The organism is Yersinia massiliensis, assembly GCF_003048255.1.
Taxonomy (GTDB): Bacteria; Pseudomonadota; Gammaproteobacteria; order Enterobacterales; family Enterobacteriaceae; genus Yersinia; species Yersinia massiliensis_A.
Window position 1 is genome coordinate 1,216,631 of the sequence record NZ_CP028487.1, and the last position, 22,137, is coordinate 1,238,767.

Sequence of the window (22,137 nt, forward strand, 5' to 3'; positions counted from 1 at the left end):
ACCCAGCGTTGCTGGGAATAAATAGAAAGGGAAATTTTAGCCACATTAATAATATTTAGTTATATCAATATTGAGACAATCATTCGAATCTCTCATCGTGGCAATTTCGAGTAAGGATATATGAGATCTAAATCACGTTCTACCACATTTAAGGAGAATAATTAGAAGGGATCTGGGGGGCTAAATAGGTGAAAGGCCGGATGGCCTCTCACGATATATAATATTCAATAATTAAATGACTTTATGCGGACCGAAACATTCATAATGAATTCTGTTGGATGAGACCCCTTGCGCCAATAATTGACGCCCTGCAAATTGCATAAATCCCAGCGGTCCACAGAAGTAATAATGCCGGTTAGGTTCTGCTGCCAAGCCCTCAAATGCACCGAGGTCCATTAGCCCTTCGCTATGGTAATCCACCCCTTTATTATCGCTCGCTATGGGTTCGCGGTACCACACGTGGTGACTGAGATTAGGCATATTCTCTGCAATGGCGGTAACTTCATCGGCAAATGCATGCACACGGCCGTTTTCTGCAGCATGTAACCAATGTATTGGGGCAGAATGTTGCTGATCATGTAACGTATTGAGCATGCTTAGCATTGGGGTCTGACCCACACCCGCAGAAATCAACGCCACGGGGGTATCCGGTGTGATATCCAAGAAGAAATCACCGCGAGGAGGCGCGATACGTACGATATCGCCTTCATTCAACTGTTGGTGCAGATAATTAGAAACCGTGCCTTGTTCCTCACGTTTAACGGCAATGCGATATGTCTTCCCGTTAGGGGCTGCGGTCAGTGAGTATTGACGAATTTCTTGATATTCGAGCTGCTCGTCTTCGATATAAAGACCTAAATATTGGCCCGGTTTGAAATCGACTACTCGGCCACCATCTTCAGGCGCTAATACAAAGCTGCAAATTACGTCACTCTGCATCTCTTTTTTAATGATGCTAAAGCGGCGCAAGGTCCGCCAACCGCCAGTGCTGGTTTCACTCTGCTGGTAAATCTGACTTTCTCGCTGAATAAACACCTCAGCCAATACACCGTAAGCTTTACCCCAAGCATCTAATACTTCTTCACCTGGAGAGAACATTTCATCTAGCGTACTGATCAGGTGATGGCCGACTATCGCATAGTGCTCAGGTTGAATGTTCAGGCTGGTATGTTTCTGTGCAATACGTTCAACAGCGGGTAGCAAAGCCGCCAAATTATCGATATTTGCCGCATAAGCGCAAAGGGCGTTAAACAGTGCTTCACGCTGGTCACCATTCACTTGATTGCTCATGTTGAAGATGTGTTTTAGCTCAGGATTATGTTCGAACATGCGATCATAGAAATGCGCAGTCAGTTTGGGGCCAGTAGCAGCAAGTAGCGGAATGGTGGATTGAACGGTAGCGATGGTTTGGTGGTCCAGCATGGTGACTCCTTGGTCGTTTGATCCCTTGCTATTCGTCATAAACCTGCCAAATAGCGTTGGGTATTATTATATGCATTTCAATACATGTATTTTATATGCATCTTATAATTTACATGCTGATTTGTAAATGCACTTTCTTTATGTGGGGGATTGTTGTGGCGAGTCAGTTCACAGAATATGAAAAAATCACATAATGAATATGAGGATAATTCCCTTGCCGTGAATGAACCCATAACAGCTCAAAGCCTTACGCCATCAGTAGCCAATCGTTTGCGTAAAAACCTCTGTCAAGACCTATCATCACAAGGGGGAAACAGTTTACACTGTGTGCCAGAACCCGAACGGGTGACCTTCAAGGTATAATTTGCTAGCTAAGTCAGGAGAGCCGGATGTTAAAGCGTGAAATGAACATTGCCGATTATGATGCAGATTTATGGCGTGCAATGGAGCAAGAAGTGGTGCGCCAGGAAGAGCACATCGAACTCATTGCGTCTGAGAACTATACCAGCCCGCGTGTTATGCAGGCGCAGGGTTCTCAGTTAACGAACAAGTATGCTGAAGGCTATCCGGGCAAGCGTTACTACGGTGGTTGTGAGTATGTTGATGTTGTTGAGCAACTGGCCATTGACCGTGCTAAAGAGCTGTTCGGCGCAGATTACGCTAACGTTCAACCGCACTCCGGTTCACAAGCTAACGTCGCGGTTTACTCTGCCTTGCTACAACCAGGTGATACTGTGCTGGGGATGAATCTGGCACATGGCGGCCATTTGACTCACGGTTCACCGGTTAACTTCTCCGGCAAGCTTTACAATATCGTGCCTTACGGCATCGATGAGTCTGGTCAGATTGATTATGACGATTTGGCGCGTCAGGCAGAAAAACATCAACCAAAAATGATCATCGGTGGCTTCTCTGCTTACTCTGGGATCGTTGATTGGGCAAAAATGCGTGAGATTGCAGACAGCATCGATGCATGGCTGTTCGTTGATATGGCTCACGTAGCCGGTTTGGTTGCTGCGGGTGTTTACCCGAACCCCGTTCCACATGCACATATCGTGACCACAACCACGCACAAAACACTGGCTGGCCCACGCGGTGGCTTGATTTTGGCGAAAGGTGGCGATGAAGATCTGTACAAAAAACTGAATTCATCTGTATTCCCTGGTAATCAGGGTGGCCCATTGATGCATGTTATCGCGGGTAAAGCAGTCGCGCTGAAAGAAGCCATGGAGCCTGAGTTCAAGGTTTACCAGCAGCAAGTGGCTAAAAACGCCAAAGCCATGGTGTCTGTGTTCTTGGAACGTGGTTACAAAGTCGTTTCTGGCGGTACTGAAAACCACCTGTTCTTGCTTGATTTGGTGGATAAAGACATCACCGGTAAAGATGCCGATGCCGCTTTAGGGCGCGCCAACATTACCGTGAACAAAAACAGCGTACCAAATGATCCGAAAAGTCCTTTCGTGACTTCAGGTGTGCGTATTGGTAGCCCTGCGATTACTCGCCGTGGCTTCAAAGAAGCAGAATCTCGCGAATTGGCTGGCTGGATGTGTGATGTGTTAGACAACATCAACGATGAAGCCACTATTGAGCGTGTGAAGCAAAAAGTATTGGCAATCTGCGCCCGTTTACCGGTTTACGCATAATTTCGTCAGATTAGCTTTAGCTGAATAAAAACCCGCAAAATGCGGGTTTTTTTTTATTTTTTTTCAGTTAACCGAAGCCATTGCACCATGCGAGGATGACCGCAGGGCTTGTCCGTATTTTGTCACTTTTGCAGCCTAAGTGTGAACTCAATCTCAAACTCTATGTTTGTAGCACGGCATAGTTGCTAGCCGACGGGGCCTCTGTCACAGTGACGGCTGACCTCGGAGGGATTCATGGTATTACAATCAACACGCTGGCTTTCGCTCAGCTATTTCACCTATTTCTTTTCTTATGGCATTTTCCTGCCTTTTTGGGGCATTTGGTTGCAAGGTGAAGGGATACCACCTGAAACCATCGGGATTTTATTGGGTGCAGGCTTAATTGCACGTTTCCTTGGTAGTCTGCTGATTGCCCCTAGCGTGAAAGATCCCTCTCATCTGGTCACCGCGATACGAATTTTGGCACTGCTGGCGTTAGTCTTTGTCGTCGGTTTTTGCTTTGGTCATGGTTGGGCATGGTTAATGCTGGTCATTGCCGGCTTTAACCTGTTTTTTGGCCCACTGGTGCCGTTAACGGATGCATTAGCGGCTACTTGGCAAAAACAGATCACCATGGATTACGGCAAAGTTCGGTTGTGGGGATCGTTGGCTTTTGTGATTGGTTCGGCATTAACCGGCAAATTAGTCTCTGTTTGGGGCCACCCGGCCATTCTCTATAGTTTGATTTTCGGTGTTTCAGCCATGTTGCTAGGCGCTTTACTGAAACCCAATGTCATGCCACAGGGGGAGGTGAAGCACCGAAATGTTGCGGCCACAAGCTGGAAGAAGCTACTGTCTGATTCACAAGTATGGCGCTTTTTACTTTGTGTGACTTTGTTGCAAGGCGCACATGCCGGTTATTACAGTTTCAGCTCGATATATTGGAATGAGGCGGGGTATTCTGCCGCTACTATTGGCTATTTATGGTCGTTGGGGGTCGTGGCTGAGATTCTGGTGTTTGCGTTCAGCAATGTGCTGTTTCGCCGCTGGACTGCACGCGGTCTACTGCTACTTTCTGCCATCTCTGGGATTATTCGTTGGAGCTTGATGGCTTCAACCACTGAACTACCTTGGCTTATTTTCATTCAAATCTTGCATTGTGGTTCCTTTACCGTCTGCCATTTAGCGGCGATGCGGTTTATTGCGGCGCGACATGGGTCGGATGTGATCCGCTTGCAGTCAGTTTATTCTGCGCTGGCAATGGGAGGCGGGATTGCGGTGATGACCGTCATTTCTGGTTTCTTATTCGAACATTATCAGGGCGGGGTTTTTTGGGTGATGGCTTTGGTGGCGGTTCCTGCACTGTTTATCCGGCCTCGGGTCGTGGCGAGTCAAAGTGACGCTACCGGTTAAGGCAATTCTAATATATGGCGCAATTGCTTGTTTTGTTTTGTACTTAGCGGCAATTGCACCTGAATAAGTGACGGTGTTGATGCCGATTGCTGTATAGCGTAAGGCGTCAATACCACGGCTGTGCCGGCAGGTGCACCAGATTGTAGATAGACGTCATGGGGCAAATATTTGATGTGCAACGGCAGCAGCGTTAGCTCACGTATCTGCTGCTCCAGTTGTTCTTCTAGCTCAGGATTGTTCTGCGTTAATAGCAAAATCTGTTTTTCCTGTAATGCATTATCCTGCATTAGACAGGCGCCAAAGCTAATCGCGATCAGGCCCACTTCATCGGTAGAAAATTGAATTTGATATTCTTGTTCAAAAGGAACAAGCGCTTGTTGGGTGGTCCGCAGCAACAAGGGGTACTTGCGAATGACCTCGTCCAGCAATGAATTATCAATACCGATATTGAAATAACAGCGCTCAATGGCCGGCGCTAGGTGGGCAAAAAGCTGGCTAACCAATGTCTCACTATTACTCAATGTCATTGCTGAATGCTGCTGAAAATCCTCAACCAACCGATGAATAGCGCTGATCAAACGGATATCTTCTGTTGATCTCGTGCTGTGGTAGCTGTGCGCTTTTATCATTGTCAACATTAGGATCAGAATGTCTCGCTCAATGATATCCAACGGTTGGCCAGCTAAAGGATGGCCTAGTAATGGATTAAAGGAATCATACAAACTGTCAGCTGCCGATAACGCAGGTTTACATTTTAGCCACCGTTGCTGAACGAGTGTGAGTTCTGGTGGGGGCTGCTGAAGGTTTTCCCAAGCGCAATAGGCCAGATACAACTGTAAAAACTGACGATCTTTATCATTGAGTTGACGATTAAGGTGGGGTTCACACTGACTAATGATTTGCGGTAAATGTTGCGATAGGACTGAGTTATCCCAAGATAATGCTTCAAACAAGCTAGGGCTAAACTGATTCTCAACGAAATGCGGGCAATACCGCAATCCACGTCGTAACCAATGAATTAGGCAGAGCCTTTTATCGAGATGGCTGCCCTGAATCAGGAAACACTCATTGTTATCGGCATTAACCTGCAAATGGTAGAAACGCTGGATTTCACTTGCAACCTCAGCTATATCTTGCCGGGTAATGGATGGCTCGACGCCATTCAGTTGGCTGATGCTCTTTAGTTCTACTCTGCGCGCAGGCATAAACATCATCAGCACCATATGGCAGCGTCGTTGCTGACCAGATAGCGGTTGACTTGAGAACTGAGATTCAGAGGAAGTGTCTACGCGCATATAACATTCCATGATGGATGTGCCGTTATTCATCAGGTTTAAGCATAGCAAAAGAGATTCTTTTCGGTTTAGCGAGGCGGCGTGGTTTTGTGTCGACTTTCAACATGCATCACGTTATACCCTGCGTACTCGGCGCTACAGGGTTGTTAGCTGTGCCAATAACATTGAGTATCAGATGATTTCCAAGGATTGATTAATGCAAGAAATGTTATATCATCACAATTTTGCCGTGATTGATAAATTGACCGTGAGTGATAAAACAAGCGCCGTTAACCGCCTGATGATTCTGCTTATTGCAGGAGGAACGTTCATTTATAGCCATTTTGCTGAAGCCCACCCGCACAGCTTTATTGATATGGATGCCACCTTCGTCAGTGATAAACAGATGTTGACTGGCATGAAAATGGTCTGGACGATGGATGAAATTACATCAGCAGATCTGTTATATGACGCTGAAAATGCCAAAAGTGATTCTGAAATCTGGAAGAAACTGGCAGCAGAAGTCATGGCTAACGTACTGGGGCAACACTACTTCACCGATATATATCGTGATGGTAGCCCAGTGAAATATAAAAATTTACCAACGGAATACCACCTAGCACGCAAGGGCCATCAGGCTGTTTTAACGTTTGTGATGCCATTGGCTGAACCACAGCCTTTAGCCGGTAAACCGTTCATTATTTCAACTTACGACCCGACGTATTTTGTCGATATGACCTATGCCGATAACAAATCGGTCAGGCTGTCGCCAGAAATGGAAAAAATCTGCAAATTGACCTTATTCACCCCGAATCCTAATGCTTCATTACAGGCTTATGCGCTGTCGTTGGATAAAAGTGATTCTCCCGGAGAAGATATGGAACTTGGAAAACAATTTGCACAGCGGATAACAGTGCAATGTCAGTAGGTATCAAGGTAGCTTCCCGTCAGCGGCATTGGTTGATAAATCTTTGGCCACTATTGCTTTTTCTGTTGCTACTGGCTGGCGCGGCCCATTTCGCATGGTTATATTGGCCAGAACTGCTTTTCAAAACAGTGGTTTGGCAAAAAAACATGCACCAGCAGATGGCTCAATTACTCCAACAGGTAAAAGCCAATCCACATCAGACCGGCTTAACGCTTATGCTGTTCAGTTTGATTTATGGTGTGATGCATGCGGTCGGCCCAGGGCACGGTAAAGTGGTGATTGTCACGTATCTGGCCACTCACCCGGCCCAACTTAAAAGTAGTTTGAAGCTGACCTTTGCGGCTTCGATACTGCAAGGTGGTGTTGCCATCATGTTGGTGACGTTGCTGCTGGGGATAATGCAACTCTCTTCCCGTTATTTGCATCAAAGCAGCTTCTGGCTAGAAAAGGGGAGCTTCCTACTCGTGGCTGCGTTAGGTGTTTTACTGTGCTATCGCGCGATAAAACGGCTTTATATTCAGGTAAAAGCGTTAAAACCGCAAAAAATAGCTATCCAGCGCATACAACCCTTAGTCTCCGATCATGTCCATAGCGATGATTGTGGCTGTGGGCATCACCACTTACCCAGTGCGCAAGAGCTACAAGCGGGTGATGATTGGCGTACTCGATTGGCCATTGTATTGGCGATGGGGATGCGACCTTGTTCAGGTGCCATCATGGTGTTGCTGTTTGCTAAAGTCATCGGCGTGTATTGGTGGGGGATACTATCCGCACTGGCTATGGCAGTCGGGACATCTCTTACCATTTCTTTGTTGGCATTGTTTGTCCATTATGCGCGGCGATTGGCCGTGAAATTAAGTCGAAAACGCGCCCCAGCCGCATGGGGAGCAATTGCTTGGTCTACGTTGGCGCTAACTGGCGGGATTATTTTACTGTTTGCAGGAGGGCTGCTTTATCTTTCCAGTCAGCCTGAATTTATCGGGGGAATCCGACCTTTCGGCCGCTAAGTTTGGCGATAAAAAAAGCCAGTCATTCAATTCTGACTGGCTTTTTAGCTGAAACCGCGAATAAAGAGAATTAGCGCTTCAATGCATCACTAATTTCATCGTTCATCGCTTGAACGATAGATTTCACAATACGTGGGTTACCCGCGACGACATTACCAGAGCTAAAATGATTATGGCCGCCAGCAAAGTCAGTCACGATACCGCCAGACTCACGAACCAACAGTTCGCCACCCGCGAAATCCCATGGTTTCAAGCCAATTTCAAAGAAACCGTCAACGCGGCCCGCAGCGACATAGGCTAGATCCAGCGCGGCTGAACCGGTACGACGGAAGTCTGCACAATGCTCAAACAGTTTACCCACGACACGCAGATAAGCAGGTGCGTGTTGTTTCACTTTGAATGGGAAGCCTGTCGCCAAAATGGTGCCGTCTAATTCTTTGGCATTGGTACCGCGCAAACGATAGCCGTTTAACTGAGCGCCTTGGCCGCGGGTTGCTGTAAATAGCTCGTTACGCATTGGGTCATAGACAACAGCGACTTCGGTGCGGCCTTTAATGCGCACAGCGATAGAAACAGCGAAATGGGGGAGACGTTTGATGAAGTTGGTGGTGCCATCCAGCGGATCAATAACCCATTGCACATCATAATCTTCGCCGAGCAACTCACCGCATTCTTCACTGATAATAGTGTGTTTTGGGTAAGATTTACGGATAACGTCGATGATTAGATGCTCAGCATCGCGGTCTACATTAGTAACAAAATCATTACTGCCTTTCTGGCTCGCTTCGACAGCGTCCGGAGTTTCATAATTTTTGGCAATCAGGTTACCGGCCTTACGCGCAGCGCGTATGGCGATAGTCAGCATCGGATGCATGGGTATCTTCCACTAGGATGTTAAAGAACGAGAAACGGCGCATAGTATAGCAGGGGATCTGATAAATGCCTATACCCGTTGCCCTTCAAGATGCAGGGGGGTTGGCTGCCCTTACTCACCCTAGTCACATAGTTATCTAAGTTCCTAGGGATTCATTCAGTTGCCGCCTACCTGAATCTCAAAGTAGCTTGGGTATATGTCTGTGTTAAGATATGGCGATTCCCCGTTATCCTCAGAGTTTGTATGTTACACAATATTCGTATCGTTTTGGTTGAGACTTCGCACACTGGCAATATGGGCTCGACAGCTAGGGCCATGAAAACAATGGGATTAACCAATTTATATTTGGTCAATCCTTTGGTAAAACCAGACTCTCAGGCTATCGCGCTTTCTGCCGGTGCCAGTGATGTGATAGGTAATGCCACTATTGTCGATACTTTGGATGAGGCGCTCGCTGGCTGTAGTTTGGTTGTCGGCACTAGTGCTCGTTCCCGTACATTACCTTGGCCAATGCTGGAGCCGCGTGAATGCGGTGTTCGCAGTGCGCGTGAAGCAGAACATGCCCCTGTCGCGCTGGTATTCGGTCGTGAGCGAGTCGGTCTGACGAACGATGAGTTACAGAAATGCCACTATCATGTGGCGATCCCCGCAAACCCAGAATACAGCTCGCTAAATTTGGCGATGGCCGTTCAAATCTTAGCTTATGAAGTGAGGGTGGCTTTCCTTGATCGCCAACAAGCGGCTGCACCAATAATAGAAGAAGAAGCCCCATATCCATTGGTGGATGATTTGGAGCGCTTTTATCTGCATCTGGAGCAGGTGCTGTCTCATACTGGTTTTATCCGCCAGGCACATCCGGGCCAGATTATGAGCAAATTACGCCGCTTGTTTACCCGCGCGCGCCCAGAGGCCCAAGAGCTGAATATCTTACGTGGCATGCTGACGTCAATTGAAAAGCAGGATAAATACCCACAGCGTGATGCCAATAATTCAGCTGAAAATAATAAAAATTAATGCCTTATATCAAATGGTTATTATAATTTTCACGGCATATTATTGAGAATGGAATAGGTCAATAATACTTGAGTGAATTACTAGGTTAAATAGTTGACTAAAACACTCAAGAATGTCAGACTTCTGGCTTGTTTTCGCCAACAGGTAATTTTAGCTATGAGACTGACATCCAAAGGCCGTTATGCCGTGACCGCCATGCTTGATGTGGCATTACATTCCCATGACGGGCCAGTTCCTCTGGCCGATATTTCTGAACGTCAGGGGATTTCGTTATCCTACTTGGAACAACTTTTCTCACGGTTACGCAAAAATGGCTTAGTCGCCAGTGTTCGTGGTCCAGGTGGCGGTTACCTGCTGGGTAAAGATGCATCAGCAATCGCAGTCGGTGCAGTGATTACCGCGGTTGACGAATCTGTCGATGCCACCCGTTGTCAGGGTAAAGAAGGTTGTCAGGGCGGCGATCGTTGCCTGACTCATACATTATGGCGTGATTTGAGCGAGCGCATCAGCAGCTTCCTCAATAACATCACACTGGCAGAACTGGTGAATAACCAAGATATCCTAGAGGTTGCGGATCGTCAGAATAACGATACGCGCCGTACGGCTAATGGCCGACCGCAAGAGACGATCAACGTCAATCTGCGCGCATAAGCAGAATCTGCGGAATTTTACGTTTTGGAAGTGATGTACGGAGCATAAGAGCAATGACCGAATCAAAAATAAAGACACCGATCTATTTGGATTACGCAGCAACGACCCCAGTTGATCCTCGTGTCGCTGAAAAAATGATGCAGTATCTGACTCTGGATGGCATTTTCGGTAATCCCGCCTCTCGTTCACATAAGTTTGGCTGGCAGGCAGAAGAAGCTGTTGATATTGCACGTAATGATATTGCTGCATTGGTTGGTGCTGACCCTCGCGAGATTGTCTTCACCTCCGGTGCAACAGAGTCCGATAATCTGGCCATCAAAGGTGCTGCTAACTTCTATCAGAAGAAAGGCAAGCACATCATCACCTGTAAAACCGAACATAAAGCTGTGCTGGATACCTGTCGCCAATTGGAGCGTGAAGGCTTCGAAGTGACGTATTTGGCACCGCAGCCTAACGGTATTATCGATCTGAAACAGCTTGAAGCGGCAATGCGTGAAGACACCATTTTGGTTTCTATCATGCATGTGAATAATGAGATCGGTGTGGTGCAGGATATCGCTGAAATTGGCGAAATGTGCCGCAGTCGTGGGATCATTTTCCATGTCGATGCCACACAAAGCGTCGGTAAATTGCCTATTGATCTGAGCAAACTGAAAGTCGATCTGATGTCCTTCTCTGCCCATAAAGTTTATGGCCCGATGGGTATTGGTGCGCTGTTTGTTCGTCGTAAACCGCGTATTCGCATTGAAGCACAACAACACGGTGGTGGTCATGAGCGCGGTATGCGTTCTGGCACATTGCCAGTGCATCAAATCGCGGGTATGGGCGAAGCTTACCGTATCGCAAAAGAAGAGATGGAAAGCGAAGCTGCGCGTTTGCGTTCACTGCGTCTGCGTCTGTGGAACGGTCTTAAAGATATTGAAGAAGTGTATCTGAACGGCGATTTAGAGAATGGCGCACCTGGCATTCTGAACGTCAGCTTCAACTATGTTGAGGGTGAGTCGCTGATCATGGCACTGAAAGATTTGGCTGTTTCATCAGGTTCAGCCTGTACTTCCGCGAGTCTGGAACCTTCTTACGTGTTGCGCGCGTTGGGGATGAACGACGAACTGGCTCACAGTTCAATTCGTTTCTCTCTGGGGCGTTTCACCACTGAAGAAGAGATCGACTACGCCATTGCGCTGGTACGTAAATCCATTGGCCGTCTGCGTGACTTGTCTCCGTTGTGGGAAATGTTCAAGCAGGGCGTGGATATCAGCAGCATTGAATGGTCTCACCATTAATTCCAGACTTTAAGATTCAGGAGAAATCACATGGCTTACAGCGAAAAAGTAATCGATCATTACGAAAATCCACGCAACGTCGGTTCATTCGACAACGCCGATCCGACGATTGGTAGCGGCATGGTTGGCGCACCAGCTTGCGGCGACGTTATGAAATTACAAATCAAAGTGAACGACGCCGGCATCATTGAAGATGCGCGTTTCAAAACTTATGGCTGCGGTTCCGCCATTGCATCCAGCTCTTTGGTCACTGAATGGATGAAGGGCAAGTCTCTCGATCAGGCTGAAGCGATCAAGAATACCCAGATTGCTGAAGAACTGGAGTTACCGCCAGTTAAGATTCACTGCTCGATTCTGGCTGAAGATGCCATTAAAGCGGCTATCGCCGACTACAAAAGCAAACATACTGCAAAGTAATTGCGAAAACGTAGTTGTAAAATAGGTCATTAATCACTAGCTCATTCTTAACTCAGTATTCATTCACTGAGTCTATGCCCATAAGATTTGAGGGCAGGAAGGCGACACGTTAGATAACCCGATGAGCTTACATCAGTCAGTGATTCGGGGCTGCCAGAGTCGCCAACACACCTGCTACTTGAACGATGAGCAGGTTATGAGTGGGTTTTCAGAGTTGAGGTTGTTGTATGTCGATATCAATCAGCGACAGTGCTGCGCAACGGGTCAGCGCCTTTTTAAGTCACCGTGGTAAAGGCCTAGGTCTACGCTTAGGTGTTAGAACATCGGGCTGTTCTGGAATGGCGTATGTGCTGGAATTTGTTGATGAAATGAACGATGACGATATCGTTTTTGAAGACAAAGGCGTGAAAGTGATCATCGACGGCAAAAGCATGGTCTATCTTGACGGTACTGAGCTGGATTTCGTCAAAGAGGGGCTGAACGAAGGCTTTAAGTTCAACAATCCGAACGTCTCAAATGAGTGTGGATGCGGCGAAAGTTTTAACGTCTGATTAAAGCTTTAACGTCTAATGAAAGCGTTAGCACCTCATTTCGGTTTCGTTCCTGCCTCGGGCATTTGATGCTTTACAACGACTCGCCGTCATTGATGTGACTGTGAAGCCGCAAGCTAGCACTTGCGGCTTTGATGACGAAGAGTGACAACCTCCAGAGCAAGCTATGGATTATTTTACATTATTCGGGTTACCCGCTAGCTATCAGGTTGACGGTACCCAACTCACAACCCGCTATCAAGAATTGCAACGCCAATTCCATCCCGACCGTTTTGCAAGCCAGCCTGAACGCGAGCGTTTAGCTTCATTGCAACAAGCCGCAACCATCAATGACGCTTACCAAACCCTCAAGCACCCGTTAAAACGTGCTGAGTATATGCTATCTTTGCAGGGGTTTGATTTAAGCAACGAACAGCACACTATGCGCGATACTGCGTTTTTGATGGAGCAGTTGGAGTTGCGTGAAGAGCTTGATGCTATCGAACGCCAACCTGATGCCGAAGCCCAGCTCGCGGCATTCAACGACCGACTGGCTTTGATGACACGAACACGTACTCAGCAAATGGTCGAGCAGTTGGCTCAACAGCAGTGGGAGCTCGCGGCGGATACAGTCCGAAAATTACGTTTTCTGGATAAACTGCAGCAGCAAGTTGAACAGTTAGAAGAGCGGTTGTTTGATGATTTTGCGTAAGCAGCCCAGTGCGTAAATAGCATGCAACAAATTGATAAAAATAAATAAAATTCAATTTGTTGGTTACCAGAATGCTGAATGAATTCTTATTAGAGCATGTCGCGACAGTTTTTTTTATAGCTATATATGGCCTGTAATTTATCACCGGTATAGCTATAGACTCATGATTGATGGAAGCTCAACATGGCCTTATTACAAATTAGTGAGCCTGGTTTAACGGCGGCCCCGCATCAACGTCGGTTGGCTGCTGGGATAGATTTAGGCACTACCAACTCTTTGGTTGCAACCGTGCGTAGCGGTAAAGCGCAAACGCTGGTCGATGAACAGCAGCGGGACCTCTTGCCCTCTGTGGTGCACTATCAACAAAATGGTATTGATGTCGGTTGGCATGCGCGTGAGTTCGCCGCGCAGGACCCAGTCAATACGATCAGTTCCGTCAAACGCATGATGGGCCGCTCTTTGGCCGATATTGTGCAGCGTTATCCCAATCTGCCTTATCAATTCCAACCGAGCGAAAACGGCTTACCGATGATCCAGACCGCGGCTGGATGGGTCAACCCTATCCAAGTGTCTGCGGATATCCTGAAAGCGTTGGCGCAACGTGCACAAGCTGCGCTGGAAGGCTTACTTGATGGTGTCGTGATCACTGTCCCTGCCTATTTTGATGATGCGCAGCGTCAAGGCACCAAAGATGCCGCGCGTTTGGCTGGGCTGCATGTGCTGCGTTTGCTGAATGAGCCTACGGCAGCGGCAATCGCATACGGTCTGGATTCAGGCCAAGAAGGGGTGATTGCCGTTTACGATCTCGGGGGCGGTACCTTCGATATTTCTATTTTGCGCCTTAGCCGTGGTGTGTTTGAAGTGCTGGCCACGGGTGGTGATTCTGCATTAGGTGGTGATGATTTCGATCATCTATTGGCAGACTGGCTGCGTGAGCAAGCAGGCATCGATTCCCGCGCTGATCATGGTATTCAGCGGCAACTTCTTGATGCGGCCATTGCGGCCAAAATTACCTTGAGTGATGCCGATGTTGCCGACGTCTCTGTGGCGGGTTGGCAAGGGCAGGTCACGCGGGCACAGTTTGAGGCTTTGGTCGCCCCACTGGTCAAACGTACATTAATGGCTTGTCGTCGCACATTGAAAGATGCAGGTGTCACTGCTGACGAAGTGCTGCAAGTGGTTATGGTGGGGGGATCAACCCGTGTTCCGCTGGTGCGTGAACAAGTAGGGCAGTTCTTTGGCCGCACACCACTGACTTCCATTGATCCTGATAAAGTGGTCGCTATTGGTGCCGCGATTCAGGCCGACATTCTGGTGGGAAATAAACCCGATAGCGACATGCTGTTGCTGGATGTTATCCCACTCTCATTGGGGCTGGAGACGATGGGGGGATTGGTGGAGAAAGTGATCCCACGTAATACCACTATCCCTGCTGCCCGCGCGCAAGAATTCACCACCTTTAAAGATGGTCAAAGCGCGATGATGATTCACGTGCTACAAGGTGAGCGTGAACTGGTACAAGACTGCCGTTCATTAGCCCGTTTCACCTTACGTGGCTTGCCGCCGCTGCCTGCGGGTGGCGCGCATATTCGCGTCACTTTCCAAGTGGATGCAGATGGCTTATTAAGTGTCACGGCAATGGAGAAATCCACTGGCGTTGAGGCATCGATTCAGGTGAAACCCTCCTATGGGCTAACGGATGATGAAATTGCCAATATGATTAAAGATTCGATGGCGAATGCGCATGAAGATATCAGTGCGCGTAAGTTAGCGGAACAACGCGTCGAAGCTGCCCGTGTGCTGGAAAGTTTGCAAGGCGCATTGGCGCAAGACGCCGCATTACTCAGTGAGCAAGAAAGTACGGCTATCGCTCAAGCGATGACGTTATTACAGCAGCAGATGCAGGGCAATGACCCGAACGCAATCGAAGCTGCGATCAAGGCGTTAGATGCACAAACGCAAGATTTTGCCGCGCGCCGGATGGATGACTCCATTCGCCGTGCTTTGGCTGGCCATTCAGTGGATGAGGTTTAATCATGCCCAAAATAGTATTTCTGCCCCATAAAGACCTTTGCCCGGATGGAGCAGTACTGGAAGCAACCCAAGGTGAGACGATACTGGACGTCGCCTTGCGCAATGGTATCGATATTGAGCACGCGTGTGAGAAATCTTGTGCCTGCACCACTTGCCACTGTGTGGTACGAGAGGGTTTTGATTCCCTGCCAGAAAGCAGCGAATTGGAAGATGACATGTTAGACAAAGCTTGGGGGCTGGAACCGGAAAGCCGCTTGAGCTGTCAGGCACGAGTGACTGACGAAGATCTGGTGGTTGAGATCCCTCGCTATACGATTAACCATGCGCGGGAGCACTAAAATGAGCTTAACGTGGCAAGATACACGCGAGATTGGTGAAGCCCTATACGACCAATTTCCAGAGACCGATCCTAAAACGGTGCGTTTTACTGATATGCATCAGTGGATTTGTGATCTGGAAGATTTTGATGACGATCCGCAGGGATCGAATGAAAAAGTGCTAGAAGCTATCTTATTGGTCTGGTTAGATGAATTTGAGTAAGCAGATAAGGGTCGCGTAAGCGGCCTTTTTTCTTTCTGCTACTTTTTTCTTTCTGTTACTTTTTATCCGCTACTTTATATCTAACCGATGGCACTTTTTAGCGTAAAGTGTTTGCTAGAAAAGTTAGATCGTTCGATAGAACAGCTTGATCGTTCGATAGAAAATTTTGTTTCGCCGTGGCTTACACAGTGCCACGTATAATCAGCTGACTAACAGCAAAAAATAATAATGACGAGGTCGTCTATGACAACAGAAATGATGCAAATCTCCTTATCCGATAGCCCAGCAGATGCTCGCTGGGGCGAGAAAGCGCTACTCAGTACCAATACAGAAGGTATGACTATCCATCTGAGTGCTAACGACAAGTTAAGTACTATCCAACGTGCTGCCCGCAAGGTTGATGGGCAAGGGATTAAGCAGGTTAAGCTGGCCGGTGAAGGCTGGGGGCTGGAGCAAAGCTGGGCATTCTGGCAAGGGTTCCGTGGGCCAAAAGGTCAGCGCAGCGTTGAGTGGGCAGAACTGCCAGAGAATGAAAAAACTGAACTTGAACAACGCCTTAAAATTATCGACTGGGTACGCGACACCATTAATGCGCCAGCAGAAGACTTAGGGCCCGAGCAACTGGCTAAAAATGCCATTGATTTGATGTGTGCCGTTTCCTGCGATGCGGTCACCTACCGTATCACTAAAGGTGAAGATTTACGTGAGCAAGGCTACGCTGGGATTTATACCGTTGGGCGTGGTTCTGATCGCGCACCGGTGCTCTTGGCGTTGGACTATAACCCGACCGGCAATCCAGATGCACCCGTTATGGCCTGCTTAGTGGGGAAAGGAATTACTTTCGATTCAGGTGGTTACAGCCTGAAACAGAGCGCATTTATGGATTCCATGAAATCCGATATGGGTGGCGCAGCAACCGTGACCGGTGCATTGGCATTGGCGGTGGCTCGCGGGCTAAAAGAGCGCGTGAAGCTCTACCTCTGTTGCGCGGACAATATGGTGAGCGGCAATGCCTTTAAGTTGGGCGATATCATTCGCTACCGTAATGGCAAAACAGTCGAGATCATGAATACCGATGCTGAAGGGCGTTTGGTCTTGGCCGATGGCCTGATTGATGCTTCTGAGCAAAAAGCCCCCTTGATTATTGATGCAGCAACCCTAACCGGTGCAGCAAAAACCGCTTTGGGTAATGATTATCATGCATTGTTCAGCTTTGATGATGAGCTGGCGCAAGAGCTATTAAGCAGCGCGAAGAGTGAGCATGAACCCTTCTGGCGTTTACCGTTGGCCGAATTCCATCGTAGCCAGCTACCTTCTAATTTTGCTGAACTGAATAATGTGGCGGGTGCCGCTTACAGTGCGGGTGCCAGTACTGCCGCAGCCTTCTTGTCGCATTTTGTGAAAAATTACCAGCAAGGTTGGCTACACATTGATTGCTCAGCTACTTACCGTAAAGGGGCAGTTGATCAGTGGTCTGCCGGTGCGACAGGGTTAGGGGTGCGTACCATTGCCAATTTGTTGTTAGCGAGAGCAAAATAGTCATTGAGTGAATGAAGGGGCTAGCGCACCTACGGGCATTCCGGCGGCTTACGTCGCTACGACCCGAACGGCACACTTCCCCTTCAATCAGTATTGTTAGATGCTAGTGGGGCGCTATTTGCGCCCCACTGTTCGATCGTATTACTGGAGTAGAGCATGAGTTTGCCGCAACCCCCCATTGATGATAACCACGATCATCACCATCATGATGATGACCAAAGTTTAGAATCGCTGCTAAAACTGGCCGCGACGACATCGATTCATCGCATCGCTTTTTTCCGCGCTTTGCTGGATGCCACCGTCTTAGTGCTGGTGGATAACTCAGCGCAAAGTGACGAAGACGATGAAATGACATTCACGGCGGCTAATGGGGTGAATATTTTGCATTGGGAAAAACAGGACGGTGAATCTGTTATTCCCTTCTTCACCTCGATAGAGGTGTTGCAACAGGCGCTGGATCTCGCCGAAGACCAACCTATCAACAGCGAAAAACAGCCTTTTATCGCGATGCCGGTGCGAGTGTTATTTGAAATGACACAGGGCGCACACCTGTTTTTGAATCCAAAATCAGAGCATGGCAAAGAGTTTTGGCCGCAAGAAGTGGCGATGCTGTTGGAAAATGGTGGTGTCGCTCAACCTGCGGAAATGACAGTCGATAAAGAGAGCCAAATCTTGCTGGGGCAACCTGAAGAGTACCCTACAGCGATGGTTGACGCGCTGATACAGTTATTCAGCCAGCGTAAACCCGTGCGGCGAGCATTTTTGGCGCTGATGCATGATAAGCATGTGGACGAGAAACCGAACTTACTGGTTGGGCTAGAAGTGGATGGTACTGAAGATGAGATTGACCAGCTGATTCAAGAGGCCGGTAATGTCGCCAGTGACTACGCACCGGACGATAGCCCTGTCGATTTTTGTCTGGTTAGCGAGAAAGAACGGGGTGTTAGCCATTATCTGATGACCCATACCCAAGCATTTTACCAGCGCAGATGGGGCAGTTGGCTGAGGAATGTCATTCCGTCTACTAGCCATTAGGATTAATGGAGTGCCGTGCAGTGCTTATGGACGGTGGTACTGTGTGAGTGGATTGCATCGCAGCGCTAATTTCCATTACTCATAGGTAAGCCAAAAACGACTAATAAAAAGGGAGCCATAATGGCTCCCTTTTTTAATCACAATAAATTGTGTTATGGCAATAAATCGTATATCAACACTCAGTTCTATGGCTACACGAAGAACTTAGCGTTCAACTTAGAAGGTATAAGCGACACCAAGGTTGATGGTGACCGGCGTATCAACGTTTTTGCCTTTAGACACCTTGACTTCAGAACCGACAGACAGGTTTTTCGTCACATTCACGTTAGCACCCAGACCGGCATTGACTCGAGTTCCTTTACGGCTGTTATCAAACATTTCACTGTTGATCATCACATCGTTGCTTGCCTTCAGGTCTTGATCAACAGACAACAGTGCATATGGCTTGATTTCAGCGCCGTTGTTCAATACGAAGCGGTAGCCTGCGTTCATACCCAAAGTCCCCGTTGTATTGCTCGAACCTTTGTTCTCTACTTTCATGCCGTTAGACAACTCGGACGAATTCTTACCTGAAGTAAAGGTGCTCAGTGCAACATAAGGAGAAATATACGCCGCATCAAGATTGATATGTTTACCCGCTTTAACCGCGATCCCCAGACCGGAGACGTTGGCATTACCATTTGCGCTATGACTTTGCGAGGCAATATTCAACTTCTGCTTAAATTGGTTGGCCTTCAACACACCGTTCAGGTAATAGCCGTTGTTGGTTAAATACTGCGCATAAGCACCCAGTGAGTTACTTTTCACACTACCGCTGCTTTGGTAATCAGATTTGATATCTGAGTTACTGTAACTGCCGAAACCACCGATACTGAGCACCGAATCACCAATCTCAATGGCTTTATCACCACCGAAGGTCATGCCACTAAGTTTTTGGTCGAAATTCGCCGCCGTGCCACTGACCTTAAAATTATCATTCAGGTAATTAACCCATACGCCACTTTTATTGGCGGAGGTGCTTTGCTTATCCAAACGATTTTGAATGGAACTTAATTCAGCGTTAAAGATAACTGGCAAGGTATTAGCAACAGCCAAAACACCCGCGGTACTTGGCGTCAACTTGGTGAGGTCAGCCACCAGTTTAAAACCACCTTGGCCATCGCTAACGAGTGTGTGCAGGTAGTTACCCAAGTTCACTGCACCGTTGTTGAGTGTAAAGCGCGCATTGTTTGCACCCTGTACATCAATAAGTTTCAGGTTAGTTGGTGCGACCCCATTGTCCTTAATCTGAATATCAAATGTACCATTAGCATCACCCAAGACATTCAGTGGCGCATTTGCTTGGTTGTACAGAGATGACGCGAGGGTAAAGTTACCATTGCCTGCCAGTGATGCCATGGTCAACTGAGTATTAGTGCTGCTCATATCAATTGTGCCGCCGTTCAGCGTCACATTTTTAAAGGCAAACTGTGCAGGATTTGTCATTGCAGCACGGTGGAACGCAGACTGTGGTGCATTTGCGCCAATCAATTGCAAGTTGCCACCTAAGTTTAGGTCTACATCTGCCGTTTTAGCGCCTTCATACACGCTGAGAACATTGTTGGTATTGCTATTAATGGTGCCGCTAATTTCCGCTGTCTTATCGAAGATAGCAGAACCACCATTTAAGGTTGCGTCTTCAAGCTGACCGGCAATCATGGCAATACCATTTTCCAGCTCAAGCTTCATCGCTCTAGCTCGCGCCATTACGTTGAATTTGCCGCCTTTAACCGTGGTGTTATTGGCAGTGGCTCCATCAGTAATCGTGAATTCGCCACTGTTCAGTATCGTGTCGTTAGCCGTACCCGCAAGGTCGAACTGACCGCCATTAACTGTGGTGTTATTAGTAGCGGCTCCTTTAGCAACGTAGAATTTACCGCCTTTAACCGTGGTGTTGTTGGCAGTTGCGCCTTCATTAACGATGAATTCGCCTCTATTCAATATCGTGTTATTCGCTATTGCATTCTTTTTAATAAAAAATGTGCCGTTATGAACATGGGTATCTTTAGTTTCTGCGCCGTCTAAAAGAGTGAAGCTTGAGCCCTCAAGCAGCAAGGTACCATCAGCTTTCGCACCATTTGCTAGACTTAATTCGGCAAAGTACAAACGAGTGTCAAGTGCTTCTGCACCCGATTGAATGGTGAATGCGTTCACTCGACCATGCATTGTCGTCTTTTCAGCTTTGGCTCCTGATTCGAGTATCAGTTCACTTCCTTCGCTACCTTGTAGAGTCGTATCTTTAACACTAGCGCCAGATTTAACAGTCATTACACCGTTATTTAGCGTGGATGAGATAGCTGATGCACCGCTCTCTAATACAAACTGACTCGAGTCAGCTTCCAACATTGCTCCAGAGGTGGTCGCATTGTTTTTAAGCGTAAAAATACTGCCAGCGCCAACGATCGTGTGGTTAGCCGTTGCGCCTTCAATCAAATCCAGAACCGCACCAATTAGCGTTGTTCTTTCTGCTTTAGCACCAGCTTTAATCGCCAGCGTACCGCCATCAATAGTGGTATTAGAGGCACTGGCACCGGTTTTAAGTTCTATCTCACCTTTAGTGCTGTTCAGGTTATTGATTTTAGCAAATTCACCAACCGTGACTTTACCGCCTTCACGTACTTGCGCGTTATGGGATGTAGCGATGTTATCTTTGTCGGTTCCTGCCAATTCTAACAGGCCTTTAGCACCAACCAGCGTGTTGAAGTCCTTACCACCGCGACTAATCATAGTGCCTTCGGTGATCACGGTTTCAAAGGCATGTGCACCTGCTGCAAGGTCTATTTTGCCATTGTCTGTAATAACGCCGGCAATAATCTTACTTTTATCCGCGACATCGTGGGTACTACTGGTAACTTGTTTACCAAAGGCAACAGTATCTGCAATGGCTGACTGTTTATCATTTAAGTTGGCGCCTAGCTTCTCTCTCTGTTCTTGGGTAATGACACCTTGCTTAAGATAGTTATCCAGCTTTTGGAGGGCTTCTACTTTCAGTTTAAGTTCTGACGGAAGTCCTGTTAAATCATTGGTTAAGTGTGCGGTAACTAGCAACTCTGCTTCTATAGTTGTGAACTCACCGTTAGGATTGATTTTGCTAATAAAAACATCTTTTTTAGCTGCAGTGAGCTTATTTTTATTCTCAGTGCTTGGATCTACTGCATAGGCCAGAGTAGCTTCTAACTTCGCCATTTCTTTATTATTACTATCTTTAATTTTGGCTAATTTTTTAGTTACTTGTGCTTTCTCGTCGGGTGCTGACTTGGAGATTTGGTCTTCATAATCTTTTATAGTCTGCTCGTTACTCGCTTTTACTTCCTTAATCTGAAGCTTAGCTTCTTCGATCATCTCGGGCGTAATCGGCACTCCGGCAGGGAAGATATCTTTCATTGATACATCAGCAGAAGATTTCGTGCTCGCCGCTGGGCTATGGCCAATAAAGAAACTTCCACCATTAGCTATACGTTGAAAGCTGCCTGTCGGCACCTGAGTGACATTGCTTGCACTTACCTGAGGGCCATTTGGAGAAATATTATTTTTTGTTGGTATCGATGATGTAGCCGAAGTTGTTCCAGATGCTATCAGCGAAGAGATCAAAATAGATAAAGGTAATAAGCGCGTATTTAATGTATTGCGATGATTCATGATTTTATAATTTCCTACATACAAGTGAATTTGAAAGACTTAATGAAAATAACAAAGTAAAAATGTTGGGAGGAATATAAGGAATTAAAGGTCGATAGCCTAGTTATTAAAACATTAATTTCTTTTGTTTATATTTATTTGATTTTATTTTCTATTTGTTAGTA

General features: G+C 47.3%; 19 protein-coding genes. 15 read left to right on the forward strand and 4 right to left on the reverse strand.

Annotation, left to right across the window (positions count from 1 at the left end):
• Positions 1 to 231 precede the first annotated feature (231 nt).
• Entirely contained in the window at positions 232 to 1,422 is a 1,191-nt protein-coding gene (gene hmpA, locus DA391_RS05630) for an NO-inducible flavohemoprotein (RefSeq protein WP_050081992.1), read from the reverse strand.
• A gap of 389 nt (positions 1,423 to 1,811) precedes the next feature.
• Between hmpA and glyA the strand changes: the two genes are divergently transcribed.
• The gene (gene glyA, locus DA391_RS05640) at positions 1,812 to 3,065 is read left to right on the forward strand and encodes a serine hydroxymethyltransferase (protein WP_050081989.1); all 1,254 of its coding nucleotides are present in this window, start codon (positions 1,812 to 1,814) and stop codon (positions 3,063 to 3,065) included.
• Positions 3,066 to 3,299: 234 nt separating this feature from the next.
• Positions 3,300 to 4,457 (forward strand): 3-phenylpropionate MFS transporter, encoded by a 1,158-nt coding sequence (locus DA391_RS05645; protein ID WP_050081987.1) that lies wholly within the window; start codon positions 3,300 to 3,302, stop codon positions 4,455 to 4,457.
• Here DA391_RS05645 and csiE read toward each other — a convergent pair.
• Positions 4,454 to 5,752: a stationary phase inducible protein CsiE gene (gene csiE / locus DA391_RS05650; RefSeq protein ID WP_050081986.1), complete on the reverse strand. Its 1,299-nt coding sequence runs from the start codon at positions 5,750 to 5,752 to the stop codon at positions 4,454 to 4,456. The genes DA391_RS05645 and csiE overlap by 4 nt on opposite strands.
• Positions 5,753 to 6,032: 280 nt before the next feature.
• Here csiE and DA391_RS05655 point away from each other — a divergent pair, with 280 nt between their 5' ends.
• Entirely contained in the window at positions 6,033 to 6,659 is a 627-nt protein-coding gene (locus DA391_RS05655) for a DUF1007 family protein (protein WP_260833760.1), read from the forward strand.
• A complete protein-coding gene (locus tag DA391_RS05660) occupies positions 6,650 to 7,666 on the forward strand; it encodes a nickel/cobalt transporter (RefSeq protein ID WP_108087439.1) in 1,017 nt (338 codons plus the stop codon). Before DA391_RS05655 ends, DA391_RS05660 begins: the two co-directional genes overlap by 10 nt.
• Before the next feature lie 70 nt (positions 7,667 to 7,736).
• Here the strand turns inward: DA391_RS05660 and suhB are convergent, their stop codons facing one another.
• Positions 7,737 to 8,540, reverse strand: a complete 804-nt coding sequence (gene suhB, locus DA391_RS05665; protein ID WP_019212185.1) for an inositol-1-monophosphatase — start codon at positions 8,538 to 8,540, stop codon at positions 7,737 to 7,739.
• Between the two features lie 243 nt (positions 8,541 to 8,783).
• Between suhB and trmJ the strand changes: the two genes are divergently transcribed.
• The 11 genes from trmJ to sseB all read left to right on the forward strand — a co-directional run bounded on the left by trmJ (position 8,784) and on the right by sseB (position 18,295).
• A complete protein-coding gene (trmJ, locus tag DA391_RS05670) occupies positions 8,784 to 9,554 on the forward strand; it encodes a tRNA (cytosine(32)/uridine(32)-2'-O)-methyltransferase TrmJ (protein ID WP_050081979.1) in 771 nt (256 codons plus the stop codon).
• A gap of 156 nt (positions 9,555 to 9,710) precedes the next feature.
• A complete protein-coding gene (gene iscR / locus DA391_RS05675) occupies positions 9,711 to 10,205 on the forward strand; it encodes a Fe-S cluster assembly transcriptional regulator IscR (RefSeq protein WP_004393583.1) in 495 nt (164 codons plus the stop codon).
• 68 nt (positions 10,206 to 10,273) lie between these two features.
• Positions 10,274 to 11,488 (forward strand): IscS subfamily cysteine desulfurase, encoded by a 1,215-nt coding sequence (locus tag DA391_RS05680; RefSeq protein ID WP_042806900.1) that lies wholly within the window; start codon positions 10,274 to 10,276, stop codon positions 11,486 to 11,488.
• Positions 11,489 to 11,518: 30 nt separating this feature from the next.
• Positions 11,519 to 11,905, forward strand: coding sequence for a Fe-S cluster assembly scaffold IscU (gene iscU / locus DA391_RS05685; RefSeq protein ID WP_019212182.1), 387 nt, complete (start codon positions 11,519 to 11,521; stop codon positions 11,903 to 11,905).
• A gap of 227 nt (positions 11,906 to 12,132) precedes the next feature.
• Positions 12,133 to 12,456, forward strand: a complete 324-nt coding sequence (iscA, locus tag DA391_RS05690) for an iron-sulfur cluster assembly protein IscA (RefSeq protein WP_004874655.1) — start codon at positions 12,133 to 12,135, stop codon at positions 12,454 to 12,456.
• A 166-nt stretch (positions 12,457 to 12,622) separates the two neighbouring features.
• Positions 12,623 to 13,147: a co-chaperone HscB gene (gene hscB, locus DA391_RS05695; protein WP_050081977.1), complete on the forward strand. Its 525-nt coding sequence runs from the start codon at positions 12,623 to 12,625 to the stop codon at positions 13,145 to 13,147.
• A gap of 183 nt (positions 13,148 to 13,330) precedes the next feature.
• The gene (gene hscA, locus DA391_RS05700; protein ID WP_057650097.1) at positions 13,331 to 15,181 is read left to right on the forward strand and encodes a Fe-S protein assembly chaperone HscA; all 1,851 of its coding nucleotides are present in this window, start codon (positions 13,331 to 13,333) and stop codon (positions 15,179 to 15,181) included.
• A 2-nt stretch (positions 15,182 to 15,183) separates the two neighbouring features.
• Entirely contained in the window at positions 15,184 to 15,519 is a 336-nt protein-coding gene (fdx, locus tag DA391_RS05705) for an ISC system 2Fe-2S type ferredoxin (RefSeq protein ID WP_004713939.1), read from the forward strand.
• 1 nt (position 15,520) lies between these two features.
• Positions 15,521 to 15,721 carry a Fe-S cluster assembly protein IscX gene (gene iscX / locus DA391_RS05710; RefSeq protein WP_050081972.1) on the forward strand — a complete coding sequence of 67 codons (201 nt, stop codon included), beginning with the start codon at positions 15,521 to 15,523 and terminating at the stop codon, positions 15,719 to 15,721.
• Between the two features lie 243 nt (positions 15,722 to 15,964).
• Entirely contained in the window at positions 15,965 to 17,260 is a 1,296-nt protein-coding gene (gene pepB, locus DA391_RS05715; protein ID WP_050081971.1) for an aminopeptidase PepB, read from the forward strand.
• Between the two features lie 156 nt (positions 17,261 to 17,416).
• Positions 17,417 to 18,295, forward strand: a complete 879-nt coding sequence (sseB, locus tag DA391_RS05720; RefSeq protein ID WP_050286246.1) for an enhanced serine sensitivity protein SseB — start codon at positions 17,417 to 17,419, stop codon at positions 18,293 to 18,295.
• Between the two features lie 216 nt (positions 18,296 to 18,511).
• Here the strand turns inward: sseB and DA391_RS05725 are convergent, their stop codons facing one another.
• The gene (locus tag DA391_RS05725) at positions 18,512 to 21,973 is read right to left on the reverse strand and encodes an autotransporter outer membrane beta-barrel domain-containing protein (protein WP_108087440.1); all 3,462 of its coding nucleotides are present in this window, start codon (positions 21,971 to 21,973) and stop codon (positions 18,512 to 18,514) included.
• Between the last annotated feature and the right edge of the window lie 164 nt (positions 21,974 to 22,137).

Coding starts and splice junctions, on each gene's coding strand:
- glyA (WP_050081989.1), top strand. CDS start 1,812: ATGTTAAAGCGTGAAATGAACATTGCCGATTATGATGCAGATTTATGG.
- hscA (WP_057650097.1), top strand. CDS start 13,331: ATGGCCTTATTACAAATTAGTGAGCCTGGTTTAACGGCGGCCCCGCAT.
- iscU (WP_019212182.1), top strand. CDS start 11,519: ATGGCTTACAGCGAAAAAGTAATCGATCATTACGAAAATCCACGCAAC.
- suhB (WP_019212185.1), bottom strand. CDS start 8,540: ATGCATCCGATGCTGACTATCGCCATACGCGCTGCGCGTAAGGCCGGT.
- DA391_RS05655 (WP_260833760.1), top strand. CDS start 6,033: ATGATTCTGCTTATTGCAGGAGGAACGTTCATTTATAGCCATTTTGCT.
- DA391_RS05725 (WP_108087440.1), bottom strand. CDS start 21,973: ATGAATCATCGCAATACATTAAATACGCGCTTATTACCTTTATCTATT.
- hscB (WP_050081977.1), top strand. CDS start 12,623: ATGGATTATTTTACATTATTCGGGTTACCCGCTAGCTATCAGGTTGAC.
- iscA (WP_004874655.1), top strand. CDS start 12,133: ATGTCGATATCAATCAGCGACAGTGCTGCGCAACGGGTCAGCGCCTTT.
- iscX (WP_050081972.1), top strand. CDS start 15,521: ATGAGCTTAACGTGGCAAGATACACGCGAGATTGGTGAAGCCCTATAC.
- trmJ (WP_050081979.1), top strand. CDS start 8,784: ATGTTACACAATATTCGTATCGTTTTGGTTGAGACTTCGCACACTGGC.
- iscR (WP_004393583.1), top strand. CDS start 9,711: ATGAGACTGACATCCAAAGGCCGTTATGCCGTGACCGCCATGCTTGAT.
- DA391_RS05660 (WP_108087439.1), top strand. CDS start 6,650: ATGTCAGTAGGTATCAAGGTAGCTTCCCGTCAGCGGCATTGGTTGATA.
- hmpA (WP_050081992.1), bottom strand. CDS start 1,422: ATGCTGGACCACCAAACCATCGCTACCGTTCAATCCACCATTCCGCTA.
- csiE (WP_050081986.1), bottom strand. CDS start 5,752: ATGCGCGTAGACACTTCCTCTGAATCTCAGTTCTCAAGTCAACCGCTA.
- sseB (WP_050286246.1), top strand. CDS start 17,417: ATGAGTTTGCCGCAACCCCCCATTGATGATAACCACGATCATCACCAT.
- pepB (WP_050081971.1), top strand. CDS start 15,965: ATGACAACAGAAATGATGCAAATCTCCTTATCCGATAGCCCAGCAGAT.
- DA391_RS05645 (WP_050081987.1), top strand. CDS start 3,300: ATGGTATTACAATCAACACGCTGGCTTTCGCTCAGCTATTTCACCTAT.
- fdx (WP_004713939.1), top strand. CDS start 15,184: ATGCCCAAAATAGTATTTCTGCCCCATAAAGACCTTTGCCCGGATGGA.